General features: G+C 72.4%; 23 protein-coding genes. 14 read left to right on the top strand and 9 right to left on the bottom strand.

Going from position 1 to position 23642, the window contains the following annotated elements; all coding sequences use genetic code 11:
* The first annotated feature begins 26 nt into the window (after positions 1 to 26).
* On the top strand, positions 27 to 851 hold the full coding sequence (locus tag ACSJD1_RS09030; protein WP_438854973.1) for a carbon-nitrogen hydrolase family protein: 825 nt from the start codon (positions 27 to 29) through the stop codon (positions 849 to 851).
* Between the two features lie 28 nt (positions 852 to 879).
* Here ACSJD1_RS09030 and ACSJD1_RS09025 read toward each other — a convergent pair whose 3' ends face one another.
* On the bottom strand, positions 880 to 2088 hold the full coding sequence (locus ACSJD1_RS09025; RefSeq protein ID WP_438854972.1) for an aminotransferase class I/II-fold pyridoxal phosphate-dependent enzyme: 1209 nt from the start codon (positions 2086 to 2088) through the stop codon (positions 880 to 882).
* A gap of 144 nt (positions 2089 to 2232) precedes the next feature.
* Here ACSJD1_RS09025 and ACSJD1_RS09020 point away from each other — a divergent pair, with 144 nt between their 5' ends.
* From ACSJD1_RS09020 to ACSJD1_RS08995, 6 genes are all read left to right on the top strand, one after another.
* On the top strand, positions 2233 to 3984 hold the full coding sequence (locus ACSJD1_RS09020; RefSeq protein WP_438854971.1) for a S1C family serine protease: 1752 nt from the start codon (positions 2233 to 2235) through the stop codon (positions 3982 to 3984).
* Between the two features lie 139 nt (positions 3985 to 4123).
* Positions 4124 to 5179: a glycosyltransferase family 2 protein gene (locus ACSJD1_RS09015; RefSeq protein ID WP_438854970.1), complete on the top strand. Its 1056-nt coding sequence runs from the start codon at positions 4124 to 4126 to the stop codon at positions 5177 to 5179.
* Positions 5180 to 5181: 2 nt separating this feature from the next.
* Entirely contained in the window at positions 5182 to 5994 is an 813-nt protein-coding gene (locus tag ACSJD1_RS09010; protein WP_438854969.1) for a CDP-alcohol phosphatidyltransferase family protein, read from the top strand.
* A gap of 49 nt (positions 5995 to 6043) precedes the next feature.
* Entirely contained in the window at positions 6044 to 6889 is an 846-nt protein-coding gene (locus tag ACSJD1_RS09005; protein WP_438855050.1) for a glycosyltransferase family 2 protein, read from the top strand.
* A gap of 41 nt (positions 6890 to 6930) precedes the next feature.
* The gene (locus ACSJD1_RS09000; protein ID WP_438854968.1) at positions 6931 to 8235 is read left to right on the top strand and encodes a CDP-glycerol glycerophosphotransferase family protein; all 1305 of its coding nucleotides are present in this window, start codon (positions 6931 to 6933) and stop codon (positions 8233 to 8235) included.
* Between the two features lie 52 nt (positions 8236 to 8287).
* Positions 8288 to 8881, top strand: a complete 594-nt coding sequence (locus ACSJD1_RS08995) for a hypothetical protein (RefSeq protein ID WP_438854967.1) — start codon at positions 8288 to 8290, stop codon at positions 8879 to 8881.
* Positions 8882 to 8889: 8 nt separating this feature from the next.
* Here ACSJD1_RS08995 and ACSJD1_RS08990 read toward each other — a convergent pair whose 3' ends face one another.
* The 5 genes from ACSJD1_RS08990 to ACSJD1_RS08970 all read right to left on the bottom strand — a co-directional run bounded on the left by ACSJD1_RS08990 (position 8890) and on the right by ACSJD1_RS08970 (position 13596).
* On the bottom strand, positions 8890 to 9954 hold the full coding sequence (locus ACSJD1_RS08990) for a hypothetical protein (RefSeq protein WP_438854966.1): 1065 nt from the start codon (positions 9952 to 9954) through the stop codon (positions 8890 to 8892).
* Between the two features lie 74 nt (positions 9955 to 10028).
* Positions 10029 to 10802 carry an ABC transporter ATP-binding protein gene (locus tag ACSJD1_RS08985; RefSeq protein WP_438854965.1) on the bottom strand — a complete coding sequence of 258 codons (774 nt, stop codon included), beginning with the start codon at positions 10800 to 10802 and terminating at the stop codon, positions 10029 to 10031.
* Positions 10802 to 11599, bottom strand: coding sequence for an ABC transporter permease (locus ACSJD1_RS08980; protein ID WP_438855049.1), 798 nt, complete (start codon positions 11597 to 11599; stop codon positions 10802 to 10804). Before ACSJD1_RS08980 ends, ACSJD1_RS08985 begins: the two co-directional genes overlap by 1 nt.
* A gap of 135 nt (positions 11600 to 11734) precedes the next feature.
* Complete coding sequence (locus ACSJD1_RS08975) at positions 11735 to 12427, bottom strand: phosphocholine cytidylyltransferase family protein (protein WP_438854964.1); 693 nt, start codon at positions 12425 to 12427, stop codon at positions 11735 to 11737.
* A complete protein-coding gene (locus tag ACSJD1_RS08970) occupies positions 12424 to 13596 on the bottom strand; it encodes a hypothetical protein (protein WP_438854963.1) in 1173 nt (390 codons plus the stop codon). The genes ACSJD1_RS08975 and ACSJD1_RS08970 overlap by 4 nt, the downstream gene beginning before the upstream one ends.
* A 427-nt stretch (positions 13597 to 14023) precedes the next feature.
* Here ACSJD1_RS08970 and ACSJD1_RS08965 point away from each other — a divergent pair, with 427 nt between their 5' ends.
* From ACSJD1_RS08965 to ACSJD1_RS08955, 3 genes are read left to right on the top strand one after another with little or no spacing between them, the layout of a single operon-like run.
* Positions 14024 to 14875 carry an ABC transporter ATP-binding protein gene (locus tag ACSJD1_RS08965; RefSeq protein ID WP_438855048.1) on the top strand — a complete coding sequence of 284 codons (852 nt, stop codon included), beginning with the start codon at positions 14024 to 14026 and terminating at the stop codon, positions 14873 to 14875.
* Complete coding sequence (locus tag ACSJD1_RS08960) at positions 14851 to 16425, top strand: hypothetical protein (protein ID WP_438854962.1); 1575 nt, start codon at positions 14851 to 14853, stop codon at positions 16423 to 16425. The genes ACSJD1_RS08965 and ACSJD1_RS08960 overlap by 25 nt, the downstream gene beginning before the upstream one ends.
* Positions 16426 to 16446: 21 nt before the next feature.
* Positions 16447 to 16734 (top strand): DUF3039 domain-containing protein, encoded by a 288-nt coding sequence (locus ACSJD1_RS08955; protein WP_438854961.1) that lies wholly within the window; start codon positions 16447 to 16449, stop codon positions 16732 to 16734.
* A gap of 13 nt (positions 16735 to 16747) precedes the next feature.
* On the opposite strand, the gene ACSJD1_RS08950 is transcribed toward ACSJD1_RS08955, so the two are convergent.
* A complete protein-coding gene (locus ACSJD1_RS08950; protein WP_438854960.1) occupies positions 16748 to 18067 on the bottom strand; it encodes a nicotinate phosphoribosyltransferase in 1320 nt (439 codons plus the stop codon).
* A gap of 246 nt (positions 18068 to 18313) precedes the next feature.
* Between ACSJD1_RS08950 and murI the strand changes: the two genes are divergently transcribed.
* The 4 genes from murI (at position 18314) to ACSJD1_RS08930 (ending at position 21597) form a co-directional block, all read left to right on the top strand.
* Entirely contained in the window at positions 18314 to 19168 is an 855-nt protein-coding gene (murI, locus tag ACSJD1_RS08945; protein WP_438854959.1) for a glutamate racemase, read from the top strand.
* The gene (rph, locus tag ACSJD1_RS08940; RefSeq protein WP_438854958.1) at positions 19165 to 19941 is read left to right on the top strand and encodes a ribonuclease PH; all 777 of its coding nucleotides are present in this window, start codon (positions 19165 to 19167) and stop codon (positions 19939 to 19941) included. The genes murI and rph overlap by 4 nt, the downstream gene beginning before the upstream one ends.
* A 14-nt stretch (positions 19942 to 19955) precedes the next feature.
* Positions 19956 to 20576, top strand: a complete 621-nt coding sequence (rdgB, locus tag ACSJD1_RS08935; protein WP_438854957.1) for an RdgB/HAM1 family non-canonical purine NTP pyrophosphatase — start codon at positions 19956 to 19958, stop codon at positions 20574 to 20576.
* A 91-nt stretch (positions 20577 to 20667) separates the two neighbouring features.
* The gene (locus tag ACSJD1_RS08930; protein ID WP_438854956.1) at positions 20668 to 21597 is read left to right on the top strand and encodes a cation diffusion facilitator family transporter; all 930 of its coding nucleotides are present in this window, start codon (positions 20668 to 20670) and stop codon (positions 21595 to 21597) included.
* A gap of 80 nt (positions 21598 to 21677) precedes the next feature.
* Here the strand turns inward: ACSJD1_RS08930 and ACSJD1_RS08925 are convergent, their stop codons facing one another.
* Together ACSJD1_RS08925 and ACSJD1_RS08920 are read right to left on the bottom strand one after the other, a co-directional pair.
* Positions 21678 to 22256 (bottom strand): hypothetical protein, encoded by a 579-nt coding sequence (locus ACSJD1_RS08925; protein WP_438854955.1) that lies wholly within the window; start codon positions 22254 to 22256, stop codon positions 21678 to 21680.
* On the bottom strand, positions 22253 to 23632 hold the full coding sequence (locus tag ACSJD1_RS08920; protein WP_438854954.1) for an FAD-binding oxidoreductase: 1380 nt from the start codon (positions 23630 to 23632) through the stop codon (positions 22253 to 22255). Before ACSJD1_RS08920 ends, ACSJD1_RS08925 begins: the two co-directional genes overlap by 4 nt.
* Between the last annotated feature and the right edge of the window lie 10 nt (positions 23633 to 23642).

Here is a 23642-nt window from a genome sequence, read left to right as displayed (position 1 = left end):
TCCACCGCCCACCTAGGCTTGGGGGCATGCAGACGGATGCCGCGGGCTTCCCGCTCGCCGTGGCCCAGTTCGCGCCGACCGAGGATGCCGATGCGAACCTCGCCGAGATCGGCCGGCTCGCCGAGCTCGCGGGCGCCCGCGGCGCGCGGCTGGTCGTCTTCCCCGAGTACTCGAGCTGGTTCACCGCCACACCGTCGCAGGAGTGGCTCGATGCCGCCCAGCCGGTGGACGGCGCGTTCACGGCTGGCCTCCGCGAGCTCGCCGACCGGCTCGGCGTTCACCTCGTCGCGGGCATGATCGAGCGGCTGGAGGGGCAGCGCCGCGTCGCGAACACCGTCGTCGCGGTCGCACCCGGCGAGGGCGTCGTCGCCCGCTACCGCAAGCTGCACCTCTACGACGCGTTCGGCCAGCGGGAGAGCGAGTGGGTGGCCCCGGGCGAGATCGCCGACCCGGAGACGTTCGAGGTCGGCGGCATCCGATTCGGGCTGCAGACCTGCTACGACGTCCGCTTCCCCGAAGTGTCGCGACGCATCGTCGACGCCGGCGCCGACGCGATCTGCATGCCGGCCGAGTGGGTTCGCGGGCCGCTGAAGGAGGCCCACTGGCGCACGCTCACGACCGCGCGCGCGATCGAGAACACCGTGTACGTGCTCGCCGCCGACCACGCTCCGCCCGTGGGAGCGGGCAACAGCATGGTCGTCGACCCGATGGGCGTCGAGGTCGCGACGATCGGCGAGCAGACGGATGTCGCGGTCGCCTGGCTCTCGACCGACCGCATCGCGGAGGTGCGCACGCGCAATCCCGCGCTCGCGCTCCGCCGGTTCGCGGTCGTCGAGCGCGAAGACGCCTGAGCGACGCCGCCGCCGAGGTCGTCGGCCGCTAGCCCATCGCCGCGAGCCGCTCGGCCGCCGTCTCGAGCACCTCGCGGCGCTTGCAGAACGCGAAGCGCACGAGGCTGCGCACCTCGTCGCGGCGTTCCGGGTGCACGAACGCCGTGACGGGAACGCCGACGACACCGGCGCGATGGGGGAGCTCGCGGCAGAACGCGTCCCCGTCGTGCGCACCGAGCGGGGCGGCATCGGCCACCACGAAGTACCCCGACGCCGGGACCGACGTCGTGAAGCCCGCGCTCGCGAGGCCCGCGACGAGCAGGTCGCGCCGGGCGGCGAGCTCGGACGCGGCGTCCGCGAAGAACCGGTCGGGCAGGCCGAGCCCGGCGGCGATCGCCGGCTGGAACGGCGCGCCGTTGACGAACGTCAGGTACTGCTTGACGGCGAGCACGGCCGTCACGAGGTGCGCGGGGGCGGTGACCCAGCCGATCTTCCACCCCGTCGTGTTGAAGGTCTTGCCGCCCGACGAGATCGAGATCGTCCGGTCCCACCCGCCGGGGCGCGTCGCGAGGGGCACGTGCTGTCCGTCGAAGACCAGGTGCTCGTACACCTCGTCGGTGACGATGAGCGCGTCGTGCCGGTGCGCGAGCTCGATGACGAGGTCGAGGGTGTCCTCGTCGAGCAGGGTGCCCGTCGGGTTGTGCGGCGAGTTGACGAGGATGACGCGCGTGCGGTCGCTCACGGCCGCCCGCAGCTCGTCGTGGTCGGGCCGCCAGTCTGGGAAGCGCAGCGGCACGGTGCGGTGGATGCCGCCCGCACGGGCGATGACCGCCCCGTAGGCGTCGTACGACGGCTCGAACGTCACGACCTCGTCGCCGTCGTCGACGAACGCCAGAAGCGTCGCGGCGACCGCCTCCGTCGCGCCGGCCGTGACGAGCACCTCGCGGGCCGGATCGACCGAGAGCCCGTACCAGCGGTGTTGATGCCCTGCGATCGCCTGGCGGAGCACGGGCATGCCCGGCCCGGGCGGGTACTGGTTGACGCCGGTCGCGATCGCCTCGCGAGCTGCGTCGAGCACCTCGCGCGGGCCGTCCTCGTCGGGGAACCCCTGGCCGAGGTTGATCGCGCCGGTCGAGACGGCGAGCGCGCTCATCTCGGCGAAGACCGTCGGGGCCACGCTGCCGTCGGCGGCGAGGAGTCCGGCGCCGGCGGCGGTCCGCTGCCACGGTGCGAGCGGTCGTGATGGGTTGGCGTCCACGCTCACACCGTATGCCACGGTGCGACGGCTACGCTGTCTGCGGCGCCCGGGCGGTTCACGGTGGCGGCATAGCTTCGCCATAGGGACCGCCGACTCGCCGCACAGCTTGGAGCGGGATGCTGGCATCCGCTGGAAGGAGCGAAGATGACCGAGACCAACACCGGCGGGATCGAGCAGAACCCGGAGAACCACCCCGAGCCGACGGCCGAGGGTGCGGATGCCGCGGAGGCCACCGCCCAGGTCGAGACCCCCCGGGCCGAGTCGTCGCCCGAGCCCGTGACCGAGTCGGTCGCGCCGGCGGCGCAGGCCGCTCCGGCCGCGTCCGCTGAGACCCCCGCCCCGGCCCCGGCCGCGCCGGCTGCACCTGCCGCAGCGGCTGCACCCGTCGCGTCCGCCGCGCCCGCGCAGACCCCGTCGCCGGTGGCACCCGTCGAGGCCCCCGCCTCGGCCGCGCCCGCACCGCGTCCGACCGGCACGGTCTACACGCCGGGCCAGGCCCCGCAGCCGTACGTCGCGGGCCAGTACCGCCACGAGCCCGCCGTCGCGCCGACCTCCGGGCAGACCCAGCCGACCACGCCGGTCGCCGGTGCGCCCGGCACGCCGCAGGCCGGTGGCGCCGGAACCGTTCCTCCCGCCTTCGGCGGTGCTCCGGCGCCGGCCCCGGCCCAGGAGCCCGCACCCAAGCAGCGTCGTGTCGGCTTCGGCGTCGCGGCCGCGATCGTGGCCGCCGCGCTCATCGGCGGCGCATCGGGCGCCGGCATCACGGCCCTCCTGACGAACGACGGCGACAGCGCCGTCGAGCAGACCTCCTCGGGCACGCAGCGCATCGTCGTGAACGACGACGGCTCCGTGAACCAGGTCGCGGCCGTCGCCGCGGCTGCGAGCCCGAGCGTCGTCACCATCGAGGTGAGCGGCGGCCAGTCGGGCGGCACAGGCTCGGGCGTGATCCTCTCCGAGGACGGCTACGTGCTCACCAACACCCACGTCGTCACGCTCGACGGCGCGACCGGCGACCCGACCATCCAGGTCAAGGCCGACGACGGCACGCTGTACTCGGCCGAGCTGATCGGCACCGACCCGCTGAGCGACCTCGCCGTCATCAAGCTGGCGGATGCCTCGGGCCTCACGCCCATCGAGTTCGCCGACTCGAGCGAGCTCAACGTCGGCGACACGGCGATCGCCATCGGCGCGCCGCTCGGCCTCTCCGGCACCGTCACGAACGGCATCGTCAGCGCGCTGAACCGCAGCATCGACGTGGAATCGTCGGCCGCGCCCGAGACCGCGCCCGACAGCGGCGAGGGCGACCAGGGCGGGTCCGGCGACAGCCCCTTCGACTTCTGGAACTTCGACGGCGAGCAGGGCGGCGGCTCGGGCTCCTCGGGCGGCGGCGGCCTCATCTCGATCCCCGTGATCCAGACGGATGCCGCGATCAACCCGGGCAACTCGGGCGGCGCGCTGCTCGACGGCGAGGGCAAGCTCATCGGCGTGAACGTGGCGATCCTCTCGGCGGGCGGCAGCTCGGGCGAGGCGGGCAACATCGGCGTCGGCTTCGCGGTGCCCTCGAACCTCGCCGAGCGGATCTCGAGCGAGATCATCGAGAACGGCTCGGCCACGCACGGCCTGCTCGGCGCCACGGTGACCTCGGCGCAGGCGAGCGGAGAGAGCTCGACGGTCGGCGCGCTCATCTCCGAGGTGAGCTCGGGCGGCGCGGCCGAGGCGGCCGGCCTCCAGTCGGGCGACGTCGTGACCGAGCTGAACGGCATCCCGATCACCGACCAGACCGACCTGACCGCCCAGGTGCGCGCCCTCGCGGGCGGCGCGGAGGCCGACCTGACGTACACGCGCGGCGGCGAGTCGAACACCGTGACGGTGACGCTCGGCACGTTCGAGGGCTGACCTCGGGCGCACCGCACCGACGGGGGCCGGACCGACAGGTCCGGCCCCCGTCGTCGTGCCCCGGAAACCCGGGCCGGCGACGGCGATCGCGGGGGTCCCTGCTGCTAGGCTCGATCGACCCAGTGCACGAGTGAGGACCATGCCCGAGCAGCACCATCCGGCGGAACTGTCGCCGCCGATCGGCGTCTCGTATGTCATGCCCGTGTTGAACGATGCGTCCCACGTGCGCGCCGCGGTGGAGTCCATCCTCGAGCAGGAGTACGACGGGCCCGTCGAGGTGCTGATCGCCCTCGGTCCCTCGATCGACGGAACGACCGAGCTCGTCGAAGACCTCGCCTCGCGCGACGCGCGCGTGCACGTGCTCGAGAACGAGGTCGGGTCCACGCCCGCCGGCCTCAACATCGGCATCCGCGCGGCCGTGCATCCGGTCGTGGTCCGCGTCGACTCGCACTCCATGCTCCCCGCGGAGTACACGCGCATCGCGGTCGACACGCTCGTGCGCACGGGCGCCGACAACGTCGGCGGCATCATGGACGCACGAGGCGAGACCTCGTTCGAGCGCGCGGTCGCGCTCGCCTACACGACGCCCGTCGGCCTGGGCGGCTCGGCGTTCCACGTCGGCGGCCGCGAGGGCCCGGTCGAGACGGTCTACCTCGGGGTGTTCCGGCGGAGCGCCCTCGAGCGGGTCGGCCTCTTCGACGAGACGATCAAGCGCGGGCAGGACTGGGAGCTGAACCGCCGCCTGCGACAGACCGGCGGAACCGTCTGGTTCACGCCCGAGCTCGCGGTCACCTACCGACCGAGGTCGAGCCTGGAACGCCTCGCGCGGCAGATGTTCTCCACCGGGCTCTGGCGCGGCGAGCTCGCCCGCCGCTTCCCCGCCGCGAACGGCTTCCGCTACTTCGTACCGCCCGCCATGGTGGTCGGCGTCGTGCTCGGCCTGATCGTCGGGATCGTCGGCGTCGTCCAGGCCGGGATGGGCGAGCCGCCGTGGCTGTTGATCGGCTTCGCGGTGCCGCTCGTCTACCTGCTGTTCGTCGTCGTCGCGACCCTCGCGTACGCACGCGGCCGCGGCGGAGCGACCGCAGCCTGGTTCCTGCTCGTCCTGCCGTGCATCCACGTCGCGTGGGGAACGGGCTTCGTGCTCGGCTACCTCTCGCTCACGAGCAACATCGCCGAGCACACGGGAAGGTGAGCATGTCGGAGCCCATGCCGGATCGGGGGATCCCGTCGAGCCTCGCCGAGCAGCGAGCGGTCACGCAGCCGCCCGAGGTGCGCGGACGAAGGAACGCGGAGCACTGGACCGCGTCGCTGTACCTCCGCGACCTCTCGCCCTACCTGACCTGGTTGCTCCTGCACACCCGCATCTCGGCGAACGGCGTCACCGGGCTCATGATCCTCGTCGGCTGGTCCACGGCCGCCGCACTCCTGATCCCCGGCATCTGGGGTGCACTGCTCGCCGTGGTCCTCGGCCAGCTGCAGATGCTCGTCGACTGCTGCGACGGCGAGGTCGCCCGCTGGCGCCGCACGTCGAGCCCCGCGGGCGTCTTCCTCGACAAGGTCGGCCACTACTCGACCGAGGCGCTGATCCCGCTCGCCCTCGGCATCCGCGCAGCGGCCTACCCGCTCGAGTTCCCGGCCGACTTCCTCTGGACGACGATCGCGGCGCTCCTCGCCCTGGTCATCGTGCTGAACAAGGCGCTGAACGACATGGTGCACGTGGCCCGAGCGAACGCCGGGCTGCCGAAGCTGGCTGACACGCACGGCGAGACGGCGCCTCGCGGCGGCCTCGTCGCGACGCTCCGCAAGGCCGCCCGGTTCGTCCCGTTCCACCGCCTGTACCACTCGGTCGAGCTGACGCTCATCGCGTTCGCCGCGGCCGTCGTCGGGCTCTTCGTCGGCCAGCCGGTCGTCGATCGCGTCGTCGTCGCCGCCCTGCTGCCGCTCGCCGTGCTCGCCCTGCTCGGCCACTTCCTCGCGATCATGGCCTCCCGCCGTGTCCGTGCCTGATCCGGGGCCGACAGGTCGGCGGCCCCGTGTCGGGGTCGTGGTCCTGACGATGGGGCGGCGTCCCGTCGAGCTCGCGCGCGGCATCCGGAGCATCCTCGACCAGGAGGGCGTCGACGTCGACGTGGTGTGCGTCGGCAACGGCTGGGACCCGGCGGCCGCCGACCCGCCGCTCCCGCCGCAGGTGGGCACGCTGCACCTGCCCGAGAACCTCGGCATTCCGGCCGGGCGCAATCGCGGCGTGCCCGAGGTCGCGGGCGAGGTGCTGTTCTTCCTCGACGACGATGCCTACCTGCCGAGCCCGAACTTCCTCGCCGAGGGATGCCGCCTCCTCGCCGCGAGTCCCGATCTCGGCCTCGTCCAGCCGCGGGTGGTCGACCCGACCGGGCTGGCGTCGCCGCGACGCTGGATCCCGCGCATCCGCAAGGGCGACCCGGCGCACTCGGGCCCGGTGTTCTCGTGCTGGGAGGGCGCGGTGCTCATGCCGCGGCGCGCATTCGAGGCATCCGGAGGGTGGGCCGACCCGTTCTTCTACGCCCACGAGGGCATCGAGCTCGCGTGGCGGGTGTGGGATGCCGGGTACCGCGCCTGGTATGCCGGCGAGCTGGAGGCCGCGCACCCCGTGATCGACCCCGCGCGACACGCGTACTACTACCGGCTGAACGCGCGGAACCGGGTCTGGCTCGCGCGCCGCAACCTGCCGGCGATCCTCGTCCCGTGCTACGTCGGCTCGTGGACGGCGATCCAGGTGCTGCGCTGGTTCCGCCGGCCCGCGGCGCTGCGGGCGTGGTTCGCGGGGTGGCGGGCCGGGTGGCGGGAGGATGCGGGGGAGCGCCGCCCGATGTCGTGGAGCACCGTCCGGCGGATGACGCTCGCCGGACGCCCACCGGTCGTCTGACGCGGGTCACGTGCCCGCGCCGCGGCGGCTACCCTTGGACGGTGGAACTGAGGAGAGACGCGCGACGTGCCGTGAAGCTCGTGCAGAACGTGCTCCGTTCGCGACGAGCGCAGCGGATGCTCGTCGAGAAGCTCGCCGAGCGGGGCCAGCTCGAGCCGCACCGATTCCGCGTGGGAGTGTACTTCGCCGACGGCAAGGTCAACCTCTACCAGCTGCGGCAGTGGTACAAGCCCCTCGAGAAGCTCGCCGAACGTCACCCGGTCCTGATCCTCAGCCGCGCCTCGGGGGCCGCGCTCGCCCTGCTCGACGAGTCGCCCCTGCCGGTCGCCTACGTCCGGCGTGTGGCCGACCTCGAGCACGTCATCCACGAGCAGGACCTGCACGTGGTCTTCTACGTCAACCAGAACGCCAAGAACTTTCAGATGATGCGCTACGGGCGCCGCTGGCACGTGTTCATCAACCACGGCGAGTCCGACAAGATGTACATGACCACCAACCAGTTCAAGGCCTACGACTACGCCCTCATCGCCGGCGATGCCGCGCGTGCGCGCCTCGAGAAGGTGCTGTGGGACTACGACTTCGACAAGCGCGCCATCCCGATCGGCCGCCCGCAGGCCGACCACTACCTCGACGGCCGACCGCTGCCGTACCCGGAGTACGACCGCGAGGTCGTGCTCTACGCGCCGACCTGGGAGGGCGACCGCGGCGCGGCGGCCTACGGCTCGATCGCGTCGCACGGCGTCGACCTGGTCCGTGCGTTCGTCGCGACCGGACGGCACCGCGTGATCTACCGGCCCCACCCGCGATCGGGCGTCGTCGACCACGACTACGGCGCCGCGAACGCGGAGATCAAGCGCATGCTCGTGCAGGCCAACGCGAGCGACCCCTCGGCGCACCACGTCGTCGACGAGGGGAAGGACCTCGGCTGGCAGCTCGCCGCCGCCGACGTCGCGATCGTCGACATCTCGGCGATGGTCTACGACCGTCTCGCGGCCGGCAAGCCGCTCCTCGTGACCCGCCCGGTGAACCCCGATGCGCAGATCGACACCGGCGGGTACCTCTCGGCGTGCGAGTGGCTCGACCGTGCCGACGGCGCCGCCATGCTCGACCGGGTCGACGAGGTGGCGCACGACGCGCTGGCGCTCGAACGCCTCGGCTACTGGGTGGAACGGTACTTCGGCGACACCACGCCGGGCGTGACGACGGCACGCTTCCACGGCGCGGTCGACCACCTCATGGCCGAGTGGGAGCGGTTCGCGGCGCTGCATGCGACCGACCCGGAGGTCGACGAGCACGACGCCGAGGGTGAGGCGGCCGAGCAGTCCGACGAGATCGAAGTCGACTGACCACGCGTTGCACCCGATGCGGTCGGGCGATGCGGAACGTATGCTCGGGCCCATGGCGCAGCTGATCACCGAGGCCGAGCTCGACGACGTCGAGCTGCGCGTCGCCGACGGACGGGGTCACGTGGAGCGCGCCGAGCTGCTCGAGCGATGGGCGACGGATGCCACGGCCTACGAGCTCGCCGACGGGATCCGGCGGGCGCACCTCCTCCTGGTCGCGGCCGAGCACCTGGAGATGGCGGGCGAACTCGAGCGGGCGCTCGCCGCCGCGCGACGCGCCGCCGAGGCATCCGACGCCGAACCGCACGAGGCCACCGGCACGATCGTCGCGGCCCTGCTCGCGCTCGGCCGGCGAGACGACGCCGTCGGCGAGGCCGACGCGTTGCGGGGCTCCGGCAGCGGGGACTGGTGGCGGCATCTCCACGTCGCCGAGGCGTTCGAGCTCGCCGACGAGCTCGAGCTCGCCGAGCGGTGGTTCGTGATCACCCTCCGGATCATCGAGCGCGACCCCGAGCACGACGTGGCGGATCGGCTCATCGCGCTGAGCGGTCGCTTCCGGGTGCGACGCGACGCCGGCAAGCCCGAGGACGTGCTCGACGCCGAGACGACGCAGCTGCGCGAGCTGCTCGGCTACGAGCCGATCCGGTAGCCCGGCGCTCAGTCCGTCGGGCGCGCGGCCGCGGGGCCGTCGGCCTCGCTCGCCGAATCGGCCGGGACCGGCGTCTCGACCTCGGGCGCGCCCGCCTGCTCGGTGCCGCCATCGTCGGCGGAGGCATCCGCCTCGTCTCGTCGCGACGCCGCGGCGGCGAGTCGACCGAACGGCCGGCTCGCGACGCGCCCTGCGGTCGAGACCGCCCGCGCGAGCCGCCTGCCGGCCGACGCGACGGCCGTCTCGTCGCCGCGCGGCTCGAGCTCGACCGGAAGGGCGTACGGCGCCGGGCCGAATGCCAGGCGCGACTGCTGCAGCACCCGGCGACCGAGCACGTGGTTGCCGATGCCGCCGATCGCCGCGCCGATGCCGAACGGGATGGCCCGGCCGACGATGCCCGCGCCGCCGCGGACGGCGAACTGCTTGACGAACACGTGCCGGAGCCGGTCGACGACCGACCCCATGACCGCGCGGGGGAGCGTGCTCGTGATGATCTCGCCGAAGTAGGCGTTGCGCGGCACGCCCGACCCGGTCGCCTGGGCGGCGAACTGGCGAACCAGGTCGGCGCCCTCGCGGCCCATCATGAGCGTCATGACGAGCGCCCGCGCCCGATCGGGGTTCTCGACGTGCAGTCCGTGCACCTCGGCCACCGACTGCGTGAAGAGCGCCGTCGCCTCGAGGAAGCCCGCGGTCTCGACACCGGACAGGGCCAGCGTGATGCCCGTGGTGATGCCGGGCACGACCGCGGTCGCGCCGACGGCGGCTCCGCCCGTGGTGACTGCGGTCAGGTAGCGTCGCTCGAGCACGCGCACGAGCTCCTCGGGCGTCGCCGTCGGGTGATGGCGGCGGATGGCGCGCAGGTGAGCCAGCACGATGGGACGCTGGATCGACAGCAGTCGATCGAAGCCGCGCTCGAGGCCGACGGCGCGGTCGGCGGGATCGGTGGGCGGCGGGCCGGCGTGCTCGGCATCCGGGCCGGGCCCGGCGCCGTTCGACTCCTCCGGGCCCATCGGCTGCCCCTCCTCGGGCGCACCGCGGCCCAGGCTGGTGATCCGGTGGACGCGTTCGGACATGACGTCGATCCTAGGCGGCGCACCTGCGAACGTCGCCGGGGCCCCGCCGCCGCGGCTGGGGCTTGACGTCCGCGTCAGCGCGTGCCGTAGTCGGCGTTGTACCGGTCGAGCACCTCGTCGATGCTCGCGTCGAGCACGAGCGCGCCCTTGTCGAGGTAGAGGCCCCGCGTGCAGAACCGGCGGAGGTCTCGCTCGTTGTGCGAGACGAAGAAGAGCGTGCGCCCGCCCTCGAGCAGTTCCTCGATGCGGCGATAGCACTTCTCGCGGAACGCCTTGTCGCCGACGGCGAGCACCTCGTCGACCAGCATGATGGGCTCCTCGAGCTGCGAGATGACCGCGAACGCGATGCGGACCTTCATGCCGCTCGACAGGTGCTTGTAGGGCGTGTCCAGGAAGTCGCCGATCTCGGCGAAGTCGATGATCTCGTCGAACTTCGTGTCGATCTGCGCCCGGCTCATGCCGTGCAGGCCCGCCGTCAGGTAGACGTTGTCGCGCACCGTGAGGTCGTCGACGAATCCGCCGGTGATCTCGATGAGCGGCGCGACGCCGCCCGTGATGCGAACGCTGCCCTCGTCGGGGATCATGACCCCTGCGACGAGCTTCAGGAGGGTCGACTTGCCCTGGCCGTTCCGGCCGACCACGCCGATCGCCTCGCCGGGGCGGACGTCGGCGTTCACGTTGCGGAGCGCCCAGAACTCGTCGGGTCGCGTGCGGCGCCTGCGGCCGGCGAGGAGGTCCTTGAAGGATCGCCGACCCCGGCGGTTGCGTCGGAAGCGGACGCCGAGTCCGTCCACGCGGATCGCGAACTCGTCCGTCGGGGGTGCCGAAACGGGTGCTGCTCCTCCCATCAGATCTCCTTCAGCACCTGCCGCTCGGACGAGCGGAAGATCCAGAGCCCGATGGCGAGCAGCGCGAGCGACATCACCGCGGATACGCCGACGTCGAACCAGTTGAGCTCCTCGGGGTAGAAACCGGCGCGGTAGAGGCTGAACACTCCGCTCAGGGGATTGAACGCGGCCCAGAACGAGAACCCGTCGGGCAGGTCGCTCGTGCCGTAGATGATCGGCGACGCGTAGAAGAGGAACCTCAGGGCGAGCTTCACCGCCCGCTCGAGGTCGCGGAAGAACACGACGAGCGGAGCGACGATGAGGCTGGCGGCGGCGGTGAGCACGGCCTGCAGGATGATGCCGAGCGGGAAGAGCAGGATCTCCCACGACACCGTGGCGCCGAACACGATCGCGAAGAACGCGAGCACGGGCAGCGCCAGCACGAACTCGATGCCCTTCGACAGCACGATCCGGTTCACCCAGATGGTCCGCGGGATCATGGTGGACCGGACCAGCTTCGCATCCTTCAGGAAGGCGCGCGTGGAATCGGAGACCGCCCCGTTGAACCACATCCATGGCAGCAGTGCCGCGAGCAGGAAGACGATGTACGGCTGCTGGCCCACCGTCCGGTCGAACACCTGCGTGAAGACGAACCAGTAGATGCCCGCCATGACGAGCGGATCGAGCACCGACCAGACGTAGCCGAGCGCGGAGGTCGAGTAGCGGACCTTGAGGTCGCGCGTCGTGAGGAGCCACAGCGAATGCCGATAGCCGTCCCATGGCGTCCGCCTGAACGGATGCGAGTCGGCGTAGCTCATCACGCTCTCATCGTAGATGGCCGGAGGCGGCCCTCCGAACCGCCGGGATCGGCGTGCTGGCGCGGAGTTCGCCCGGAGATGCGAGAAGCGGATGCCGCTGCCGGCATCCGCTTCCCACGCTGTGTGGTGCGCAGGTCACACGAAGTGGTTCGCGCGCTCCAGGTCCTCCGCGAAGTCGATCTCGACCGCGTACAGGTCGGAGACGTCCATCGGCTCGACGAGCAGGCCGTTCTTCTCGATCGCGAGCTCGAGTCCGCGCTCGAAGTAGTCCTGGTCGCCGACGCGCTGCAGGTGCGCGAGGAAGGTGCCCTTGTCGCGACTGGAGATGTAGTTGATGCCGACGGCCTCGCCGAGGCCGCCCTTGACGGTCTTGGAGAGCTCCTTGATGTAGCCCTCGGCCGTGGTCGTGTACTTCACCTCTTCGTCGGACACCTTCGCGGTGTTGACGGTGACGAACGACTGGTCGCGCGCGATGAACGCGAGCGCGCGGTCGAGGATCGCCGGGTCGAAGACCACGTCGCCGTTCATCCAGAGCACGCCGCCCGGCTGCGACGCCTGGAGCGCGCGCATGAGCGACTTCGAGGTGTTCGTCTGGTCGTACTCCTCGTTGTAGACGAAGGACGCCTGCGGGAACGCCTCGATGATGTGCTCGAGCTTGTAGCCGACGACGATCGTCACGGCGGCGTTGCGGCCGAACGCGTGCTCGATGTTGTCGAACTGCTGGCGCATGATCGTGCGGCCGTCGTTGAGCTCGGTCAGCGGCTTGGGGAGGGAACGCCCGAGCCGGCTCCCCATGCCGGCTGCGAGGATCACGATCTGCGTGGTCATGACATCTCCTTCGTCGATCGGATGCCGCTGCCCTCGATTCGGTTCGAGTTCACCGGGTCTTCATCCGCAAGTTCTCTTCTGGACACGCCGTTATGCCGTGCTACAGGATACCGGACAGTGGCCGTCGCCGCTGGGGGTTGCGCCGAAGCCGTAGTGCGATCGTGATGCGACGCACGGGTTGCGCCCAGCCCGGGCTTCCGCTCGCCGCACGTGAATTCGCTGTGAAGGCTCCACGGCTGCGGGCGAGGTGGTTGGTAGGTTGTCGTGGTGACTTCCGTTTCGCGATCAGGTCCTGAGGACGAGACTCCCGAAGGCACGGACACGGGGGTGTCCGATCGTCGGGGGGAATCCGTCGCGTCCGAACAGGGGCGTGGCGAGTCCGGCCGCGCCGGCGGGAAGACCGCCGGCCGTGCCACCGCGGCGAAGTCCGCGGCCGCGCGTTCGAACGCCGCCAAGGCGTCGGCGACCAAGTCCGCGGCGACGAAGTCATCGACGAGGAGCGGCTCGGCGAAGTCGACGGCGACGCGATCCACCGCAGCCAAGCGGGCCTCCGCGGCGCGTGCGACGACCGCCGCCGACGACGCGATCGAGACGACGGCGGCCGAACCGGCCAAGCCCGCCGCGAAGCGCTCCACCGGTACGAGGAAGCCCGCCGCGTCGTCGGGCGCGGCCAAGCGGCCGGCGTCCGATGCCGCCGCGAAGCGGGCGTCGGCGAAGTCCGGCTCGTCCAAGGGCGGGTCCACGTCGTCGGCGAGCCGATCGACGAAGGCCGCGGCCGCCGGTGCCTCTGAGACCTCCGCGAAGGCCGGCGCGCCCGCCGATGACGTGGAAGCCGCGCCCGGGACCACCGCGTCCGCGCCGAAGCGTGCCGCGGCGGCCCGGACCGAGTCCGCGAGCACCTCCGCGGCGAAGGGGCAGACGGCACGGTCGGCCCGAGCCGCATCCGCCGCGGCCGCCCGCGCACGCGCGGCAGAAGCTCGGAAGACGGCGGCATCCGCCCGACAGCGCGTGGCCGCCTCGGTCACAACCGACACGACGGAGGCCGAGCCGAAGCCGCGACGCTCCACCGGGCCGATCGAACCGATCGTCGCAGACCCCGAGGTCGCGGAATCCCCGATCGAATCGTCCGCGGTCGAGCCATCCGAAGCCGCCGCCGAGGTGACTCGCACCTGGCATCCGGGCGGACCCGACGAGACACCGGCGACCGCCGACCAGGGCGACTCGGAGCGCGCAGCCGCGGCCGAGACGGATGCGTCCGGCGACGGTGCGGGCACCGCGGCCGGAGCCGAGGCGAGGACCGACCTGACGGCCGACGCCATCCTGCTCGTGGGCGACGACACGGCCGCCGAGCCGGTCGCGATCGCCGCGGAGATCGAGCCGATCGCGACCGTGGAGACCACCGGATCGGACGCGGAGTCCACGGCGGACGTCCAGACGATCGACCCGGATGTCGAGACGGCGGCGACGGTCGAGACCGCGGCGGACGTGGAGGCGATCGACGCGGACCACGAGACGACCGCGCCCGTCGAGGCGCCCGCGGCACCGGAGGCCGAGGCTCCTGCCGATGACCACGAGGGCGAGCGAGGCGTCGCGGTCATCCCGCTCGCCGTCGTCGCCTCCGGCGCGAGCGCGACGGTGCGGAAGAAGCGCACGATCCGCGTCGCCCGCGAGGCCCCGGCACCCGAGGCCCCGACGGTCCTCGCGATCGACGGGCTCGTCAAGCGCTTCGGCGACACGACCGCGGTCGACGCGATCAGCCTCGGGATCCGGGCCGGTTCGTTCTACGGCATCGTCGGGCCGAACGGTGCGGGCAAGACCACGACGCTCTCGATGATCACCGGCCTCCTGCGGCCCGACGGCGGATCGGTGCACGTGAACGGCATCGACGTGTGGAAGGAACCGCGAGCAGCCAAGCGCATCACGGGCGTCCTGCCGGACCGGCTGCGCCTCTTCGACCGGCTCACCGGCGCCGAGATGCTCTACTACGCCGGCTCGCTCCGCGGCCTCGACCACCGAACGGTGCTCGATCGCAGCGCCGACCTCGCCGACGCGTTCGGACTCGAGGACGCGCTGGATCGGCTCGTCGCCGACTACTCGGCCGGCATGACCAAGAAGATCGCCCTCGCCTGCGCGATGATCCACTCGCCCCGCGTCCTGGTGCTCGACGAGCCGTTCGAGTCGGTCGATCCCGTCTCGGCGGCCAACCTGACCGACATCCTCGAGCGCTACGTCGCCGGCGGCGGCACGGTCCTGCTCTCGAGCCACAGCATGGACCTCATCGAGCGCGTCTGCGACTCGGCCGCGATCATCGTGGGCGGTCGGGTCCTGGCATCCGGAACGCTCGACGAGGTGCGCCGGGGCGACACCCTCGAGGAGCGGTTCGTCGAGCTCGCGGGCGGGCGCAAGGCAGCGGAGGGCATGGAATGGTTGCACAGCTTCTCCGACTGAAGCTGCGGCTGCTCGGGAACATCTTCAAGCGGAGTGCGTGGCAGGTCGTCGGCCTCTCGATCGCGATCGTCTACGGACTCGGCATCTCGGCGCTGCTGTTCCTGATCCTGGTCGGGCTCCGTTCGGTCGACGACGTCGCGCTCGTGCGCGACGTGCTTGTCGTCGGCGGGGCCGCCACGGTGCTCGGGTTCCTCGTCGTGCCGCTCGTGTTCGGCATCGACGACACGATGGACCCGCGCCGGTTCGCGCTGTTCGGCATCCCCGACCGCACCATCGCGCTCGGGCTCGCGCTCTCCGCAGTGATCGGGGTGCCCGCGATCGCGCTCGCGATCGTCCTCACGGGCACGGTCGTGACCTGGTCGCGCGGGTTCGGGTCGACGGTGTTCGCGATCCTCGGCGCGGTGCTCGCGTTCGCGACGTGCCTCCTCGCGGCTCGCCTCACGGCCGGCATCGCCGGGCTGCTGCTCGAGACGCGCCGAGCGCGAGACGTCGGAACCGTGCTGGGCGTGCTCTTCATCGTCATGCTCGCCCCGATCGCCGTCGCGTTGACCACCGTCGACTGGGCGGCCTCCGGCCGGCGCGCGATCGGCGCGATCGCTGCGGCGCTGTCGTGGACGCCACTCGGGGCCGCGTTCGCCGTTCCCGGCGAGGCGGCATCCGGTGCCTGGGGGATCGCGGCCCTGAAGCTCTTGATCGCGGCCGCGAGCGTGTGGCTCGGATGGCTCGCCTGGAAGGCGCTCGTCGCCAGGATGCTCGTCACCCCCGGCCGCGAGGCGAGCCCGCGCAGCTATCACGGGCTCGGCTGGTTCGGCCGGACGACGGGCGGCCCGACCGGGGCGATCGCGGCGCGGAGCACCACGTACTGGTTCCGCGACTCGCGGTACTGGGTCTCGCTGCTGATGGTGCCGGTCGCTCCGGTCCTCGTCATGCTGCCGCTCGGCATCGCCGGGGTGCCGTCGATGTACCTCGGCCTCATCCCCGTGCCGCTCATGTGCCTCCTGCTCGGCTGGAGCCTGCACAACGACACGGCCTTCGACAACACGGCGATCTGGCTGCACGTCGCGTCGGGCGTGCGCGGAGCGGCCGACCGCTTCGGCCGACTCGTGCCGGTGCTGGTCGCCGGCATCCTCGTGATCGGGCTCGGCAGCGCCGTCACCGTGTTCGTGCTCGACGACTGGCGCCTCCTGCCGTCGCTGCTCGGCGTGAGCACCGCGCTCCTGCTCGCCGGGCTCGGCGTCGGGTCGATCACGTCGGCCGCCATGCCGTACCCCGTCGTGAAGCCCGGCGACAGCCCGTTCCAGCAGCCGCAGTCGACCGGGGGCGTCACGGCGCTCGTGCAGTCCGTCGCGATGTTCGCCGCTCTGGTCATCGCGGGGCCGGCGATCTGGTTCGCCGCACTCGGCATCTTCGACGACCCGGCCTGGCACGCGGCATCCCTCGCGGCGGGCGTCGGGCTCGGCCTGCTGGTGCTCGTGGTCGGCGTGTTCGCGGGCGGCCGCGTCTTCGAGCGCCGCGCTCCCGAGATCGTCGCCGCGGCCGTACGCGCCTGATCGCGGCGTAGACTTCTCGGCATGATCCGACCCGTGCAGGCGAGCATCGCCGACCCCGACGCGCCCGGCGGCGGCACCTCGGTCCTCGACCGAGAACTCGAGAAGCTGCTCGAAGAGGAGAGCATCGAGCCCGGAGACCACGAGCGGTTCTCGCACTACGTGAAGAAGGAGCAGATCCTCGAGTCGGCGATGACCGGCAAGCCGGTCCGCGCGCTGTGCGGCAAGAAGTGGACCCCGGGCCGCGACCCGGAGAAGTTCCCGGTCTGCCCGACGTGCAAGGAGATCTACGAGCGGATGAAGAAGGGCTGACGCCCGCTCGCGCTCATCGGTAGGTCGTCGGGATCACCGGCTCGCCGCGACCCAGGCGGAACGCCTCGATCGGCAGTTCCTGCATGACCTCGGCGCGATGCGCGCGTGCGGACTCGACGCCCGCGTGGCCCGTGAACGCGGCATCCGCTCGCCCTTCGTGCATGAGTCGCACCATGAGCGGCCGCAGCTCGTCGTCGTCGGCGAACTCATCCTCGCCGTCGGGTCCGTCGCCGACGAACACGAGTTCCTCGCGTGCGGTGCGCGTCGAGTCGATGCGGCGGGCGGCGTTCTTGCGGCCGCCGACGCTCAGTTTCTTGGTGGACGCCTTCGCCACGTTCACCCACTCGCCGTCGTCGCCGCGACGTGCGACGAGCTTGAAGACCATGCCGGCCGCCGGGAAGCCGGATCCCGTGACGACCGAGGTGCCGACGCCGTAGGCGTCGACGGGTGCACCCGAGAGGGCGGCGAGGGTGAACTCGTCGAGGTCGCTCGTGACGGTGATGCGCGTGTTCACGGCGCCGAGCCCGTCGAGCTGCTCGCGCACCGCGGCGACCACGGTCGGCAGGTCGCCCGAATCGATGCGCACCGCGCCGAGCCCGGTGCCGGCGACGCGGACGGCGGTCTCGACGCCGGTCGGGATGTCGTAGGTGTCGATGAGGAGGGTCGTGCCCGGGCCCATGGCCTCGACCTGCGCCCTGAACGCGTCCTCCTCGCTGTCGTGCAGCAGCGTGAAGGCGTGCGCGGCCGTGCCCATCGTCGGGATGCCCCAGGTGCGGCCGGCCTCGAGGTTGCTCGTCGCGTCGAAGCCCGCGATGTACGCCGCGCGCGCGGCGGCGATCGCCGACCCCTCGTTGGTGCGGCGCGAGCCCATCTCGGCGATCGGGCGGCCGAGCGCGACCGAGACCATGCGCGCCGCGGCGCTCGCGACCGACGAGTCGTAGTTCAGCACCGAGAGCACGAGCGTCTCGAGCATGACCGCCTCGGCGAACGACGCCTGGATCGTCACGAGCGGCGAGCCGGGGAAGTAGGCCTCGCCCTCGCGGTAGCCCCAGACGTCGCCGCGGAACCGGTAGTCGGCCAGCCAGTCGAGGGTCTCGTCGCGCACGACGCGGTGCTCGCGGAGGAACTCGAGCTCGGCGTCCTCGAAGCGGAAGCGCTCGATGAGCTCGAGCAGTCGCCCGGTGCCCGCGACGATGCCGTACCGGCGGCCATCGGGCAGGCGCCGGGCGAAGGCCTCGAAGAGGCTCTCGCGGTGGGCCGTGCCGTCGAGCAGGGCGGCGTCCACCATGGTGAGCTCGTAGCGGTCGGTGAACAGCGCTGCAGACCCGGTCACCCGGCCAGCCTAGTGCGAGAGGGTCGGGATGCCGCGGCGGCGAGCACGGCGGCCGCCGGGTGCACGCGCTGCAGGACGGCGAACCGCTCCCGCGGCATCCGTCGCAGGTGCGCCTCGCGTGGCCCCGCAACCCTCCTCATCCGTCCTCGGGCCGCATCGCCCGCGTCGTGCGGGCGGCGTACGCCGCGACCGGGACGAGCCCGGACGAGGGTGGAGCCGGGCCGGCCTGATCTAGGCTGGTGCCTCGTGAGTGATGCACCGATCGGGATCTTCGACTCGGGGGTCGGCGGCCTGACCGTCGCCCGCGCGGTGCGCGACCAGCTCCCGAACGAGTCGATCCTCTACGTCGGCGACCTCGAGCATTCGCCCTACGGGCCGAAGCCGATCGCCGACGTGCGCCGCTACGCGCTCGCCGTGCTCGACGACCTCGTCGCGCAGGGCGTGAAGATGCTCGTGATCGCGTGCAACACCGCCTCGTCGGCCATGCTCCGCGACGCACGCGAGCGCTACGACGTGCCGGTCGTCGAGGTCATCCAGCCCGCGGTGCGGCGTGCCGTCGCGACCACGCGCACGGGGCGCGTCGGCGTCATCGGCACGGCCGGGACGGTGCAGTCCCGCGCGTACGACGATGCGTTCGCCGCCGCGCCGCACCTGGAACTGTCGTCGGCCGCGTGCCCCCGGTTCGTCGAGTTCGTCGAGTCGGGCGTCACGACCGGGCCCGAGGTGCTCGCGGTCGCCGAGGAGTACCTCGCCCCGCTCCGCGCCGCAGGCGTCGACACGCTGGTGCTCGGCTGCACGCACTACCCGTTCCTGAAGGGCGCGATCTCGTACGTCATGGGGGAGGGCGTGAGCCTGGTCTCGAGCGACGTCGAGACCGCCAACGACGTCTACCGCGTGCTCGTGTCGCAGGGGCTCGAACGTCGTTCGCCCGAGCCGCCCGTGCACCGCTTCGAGGCGACGGGCGGCTCGAGCGCCGCCTTCCTCGACCTCGCCCACCGCCTCATCGGCCCGGAGATCTCGCAGGTCGAGCTCGTGCAGACCGGTGTGCTCACGCTTCCGGCCGCGCCCGCGGCATCCGTCACCCACAGGAGGACCCAGTGACCGAGACCCCCGACCTCGTGCGTGCCGACGGCCGCAGCCCCGACGCGCTCCGCGACGTCGTCATCGAGCGCGGATGGAGCGCGCACGCCGAGGGCAGTGCGCTCATCTCGTTCGGGAACACCAAGGTGCTCTGCACCGCGAGCTTCACGAACGGCGTGCCGCGCTGGATGACCGGCAAGGGCAAGGGGTGGGTGACGGCCGAGTACGCGATGCTGCCGCGGTCCACGAACACGCGCAACGACCGCGAGTCGGTCAAGGGCCGCATCGGCGGCCGCACGCACGAGATCAGCCGGCTCATCGGGCGGAGCCTCCGGGCCGTCGTCGACATGAAGTCGCTCGGCGAGAACACCATCCAGATCGACTGCGACGTGCTGCAGGCCGACGGCGGCACGCGCACCGCGGCCATCACGGGCGCGTACGTCGCGCTCGCCGATGCGATCGAGTGGGCGCGCGGGAGGAAGTTCATCGCGCAGAAGGCGACGCCGCTCATCGACACCGTCTCGGCGGTCTCGGTCGGCATCATCGACGGCACCCCCATGCTCGACCTCGCCTACGTCGAGGACGTACGTGCAGAGACCGACATGAACGTCGTGGCGACCGGCCGGGGCCTCTTCGTCGAGGTGCAGGGCACCGCCGAGGGGGCGCCCTTCGACCGGCGCGAGCTCGACGAGCTGCTCGACCTCGCGCTCGCCGGCACGGCCGAGCTCACCTCGATCCAGCGGGCCGCGCTCGAGGCTCAGCTCGGCGGCGCCGCAGCGGGCGCGGCGGGCTGATCGGGGGCCGACGGATGCCGCAGCCGCTCGAGGTCGTCCTGGCGACGCACAACGCCCACAAGGTCGCCGAGTTCCAGCACATCCTCGGCGAGGCGCTGCCGGGTCTCACCGTGCTGCCCTACGACGGACCGGAGCCCGTCGAGGACGGCACGTCGTTCGACGAGAACGCCTTCATTAAGGCGCGCGCCGCGGCATCCCACACCGGGCGCATCGCGCTCGCCGACGATTCGGGGATCGCGGTCGACGTCATGGGCGGCTCGCCGGGCATCTTCTCGGCGCGCTGGGCGGGGCCGGGGCGCGGCGCCGAGGCGAACCTCGGGCTGCTGCTCGCCCAGCTCGGCGACATCCGCGACCCGCGCCGGACCGCGCACTTCCACTGCACCATCGCCCTGGTGGTACCGGATGCCGCGGGCGGCGAGCCGCACGAGTTCGCCGCCGTCGGCACGTGGCCCGGGCGCATCGCGACCGAGCGCGCGGGCGCCAACGGGTTCGGGTACGACCCGATCTTCCTGCCGGACGGCTTCGACGTGTCGGCCGCGGAGCTCGCGCCCGAGGTGAAGAACGCGCACAGCCATCGCGCGCGCGCCTTCCGGGCGCTGCTGCCCGAACTGGAGCGCGTGGCACGGTTCGGCTGACGCCGGCGCCCGACCGCCCGGTCGGGCGCGTGAGAACGGGTCTCGTTCCCATCAACGGCGAGCCGCGCGATCCGTGCCTACGCTTGAGGGGATGGGACACTCGCACGACCACGCCGCCGACGCGCACGCCGCCGGCCGACGCCGCCTCGGGATCGCGATCGCGATCATCGCGGCGTTCGTCGTCGTGCAGGTCGTCGGCGGCGTCCTGACCGGCTCGCTCGCGCTGCTCGCCGATGCGGGCCACATGACGAGCGACCTGCTCGGCCTCGTCGTCGCGCTCGGTGCGGCGATCGTCGCCGCGCGGCCGGCGAACGACCGGCAGACCTACGGCTTCCGGCGCTTCGAGGTGTTCGGGGCGCTCTTCAACGGCGTGCTGCTCGTCGTCGTCGCGGTCGCGGTGACCGCGAGCGCGATCGGGCGGCTCACCTCGGGCGCGTCGGGCGAGGCGCACGAGATCGCCGGCGGCCCGATGCTCGTGATCGCGATCGTCGGGCTCCTGGCGAACGTCGCGGCACTGCTCGTGCTGCGCGGCGGCGCGACGCAGTCGATCAACCTTCGCGGCGCCTACCTCGAGGTGCTCGGCGACGCGATCGGCTCGGTGCTCGTGATCGCCGCGGCGATCGTGATCCTCGCCACGGGGTGGGACGCCGCCGACCCGATCGCGTCGCTGCTCATCGCCGGGCTCATCGTGCCGCGCGCACTGGTGCTGCTGCGCGACGTGATGCGCGTGCTCAGCCAGTCGGTGCCCGTCGAGACGGATGTCGCAGAGATCCGCGACCACATCCTCGAGACCGACGGCGTGGTCGCCGTGCACGACGTTCACGTGTGGGCGATCACGACCGGCGCCCACGTCTTCAGTGCGCACGTCGAGGTCGAACCGGCGGTCTTCGCCGAGGGGCGGGTCGGGGCGCTCCTCGACGAGCTCGGCGGATGCCTCGACGAGCACTTCGACGTCGAGCACTCGACCTTCCAGCTCGAACCGTCGGGTCGCGGGCGCCACGAATCGGCGACGCACGCCTGAACTCCGCGGGTCGCGATGCGTGACGTGCGTCGCGCCGGCCGGTCCCCATCGGGACCGACCGGCGCGCGGGATCCGCACCCTCAGCAGGACAGCGACGGATTGAACGGCACGTACAGGCCGCTCGGGTTGTGCTTGCCCGTCCAGACGTGCAGGTCGTAGTGGACCGGCATCCCCGGGTCGTGGCCGGGCATCGGGCCGTCGAACACCACGGTTCCGAACACGGGCGTCGGCTGGCCGACATCCGGCTCGAAGAACTCGACGCCCCAGAGCTCGAGGTCGCCGGAGGCCGACGGGCCGTACATCAGCACCGGCGGCCGGGTCGGGTCGACCGGGGCACCGGGCGCGATGAGGGTCGGGTTGACGAAGTGGATGCCCATGGCGCCGTCGGGGCTGCTCGCGCACTCGTGGGTGTCGACGTAGCCCGCGGCGAGGGCGGCATCGACGTCGTGGAAGCGCGCCGTGGCGGCGCGGACCTGCGCGACGAGTGCGGCCTGGCTCGCGTGGTCGGGTCGGTCGGTTTCGCCGGAGGGTGCGGCCTGCGCGGGGAGGGTCGGGAGGGCGACGGCGAGCGCGACGAACGCGCCGGCGGCCGCGACACGGCGGATGGACATGGTGGTGAGCTCCTTCGGCTGGGTGGTGTCGGTGGTTGTCGGGGTCATCGGCCGTCGCCGATCGGGTGGGCGGCCGCGAAGACGCCGTGGGGGTCGACGCTGTGGCGGACCTCGACGAGTCGTGCCCAGGCGTCGGCGTCGAATCCGGTGGCGACGTCGATCCCACGGTCGGCGAAGTTCAGGAACATGCCGCCGTTCGCCCAGGGGGCGAGCGCGGCCGCGACCGCGCTCGTGACCGACTCGCCGATCGACGCCATCTCGGGCGTCGGAGCGGGCGAGAGGGCGAACAGCGCGTACGCGCCGTCGAGGCGCGCGAGCGCCCCGTCGCCGGGCCGCGCGAGCGCGCCGCCCAGGTGGCGCAGCTCGGCGCAGATGAGCGGGATCTCCACGCCGGCACCCGCGACGGCCACGAGCGCGTCGATCGCGGCGTCGGGCAGTTCGGCGAGCATCGCGTGGTCGCTCACCGCGGGGACCGGCCCCGGCGGGTCCATGTGCACGTCGACGAGGCCGGCGGCCGGCATGCGCGCGAACGTGTCGACCTCGGGTGCGAGGGCGCGGAGCGGAGCGAGGAGTTCCGCCGCCCGGTCGTCGTCTTCGAGGATCGCGCCGTCGATGACGACGAGGCTCCGCCCGCTCAGGAACGGCGGCATGGCCGGGTCGGGCGGGAATCGGAGGAAGCGCAGCGACGTCGTCACGGAGTCCGGCACCTCCGCCGTCCACCGTGCCCACGCCCGGGTCACCTCGGGCCCCTTCGAGAGGTCCCAGAGCAGCATGCCGGCGACCACGTCGGGCACGGGGATGAGGTCGATCTCGACCGCGACGACGACGCCGAAGTTGCCGCCGCCACCTCCGCGGAGGGCCCAGAACAGGTCGGTGCGCTCGTCGCCGCTCGCGCGGACGATCGTGCCGTCGGCGGTCACGAGCTCGACGGCGCGGACGTGGGAGGACGCGAGCCCGTGCGCGCGGCCGTAGAACGACAGGCCGCCGCCGAGCGCGTAGCCGGCCACCGCGACGTCGCCGGCGCTGCCGTGGAGTGCGGCGAGGCCGTGCGGGGACGCCGCCGCGACGACGTCGCGCCACAGCGTGCCGCCGAGCACCCGTGCGGTGCGGGCGACGGGGTCGATGCTCACGCCGGTCAGCTCGTGCAGGCGCATGAGCACGACGTCGTCGAGCGAGCCGGCCGCGAGTGCGGCAGCGCCGTGACCGGTGCTCTGCGGTGCGACCCGCAGCCGGAGCGCGGTCGCCGCCGTCACGACGCGGCTGACCTCGTCGACGGTGCGCGGCACCGCGACGGCCGCGGGGCGCTGCACGACGGCGAGGTTCCATGGGATCGTCGCCGCCTCGAAGCCGGGATCGCCCGGCAGGTGCACGGTGCCGGCCTCGCGGAGCGTGGAGATGTCGGTGTCGGTCGGTGAGGGGTTCATGTCGGTCCTT

This window comes from Agromyces excoecariae (assembly GCF_051715505.1).
Lineage (GTDB): Bacteria > Actinomycetota > Actinomycetes > Actinomycetales > Microbacteriaceae > Agromyces.
This window is presented reverse-complemented; position numbering and strand designations above follow the sequence as displayed.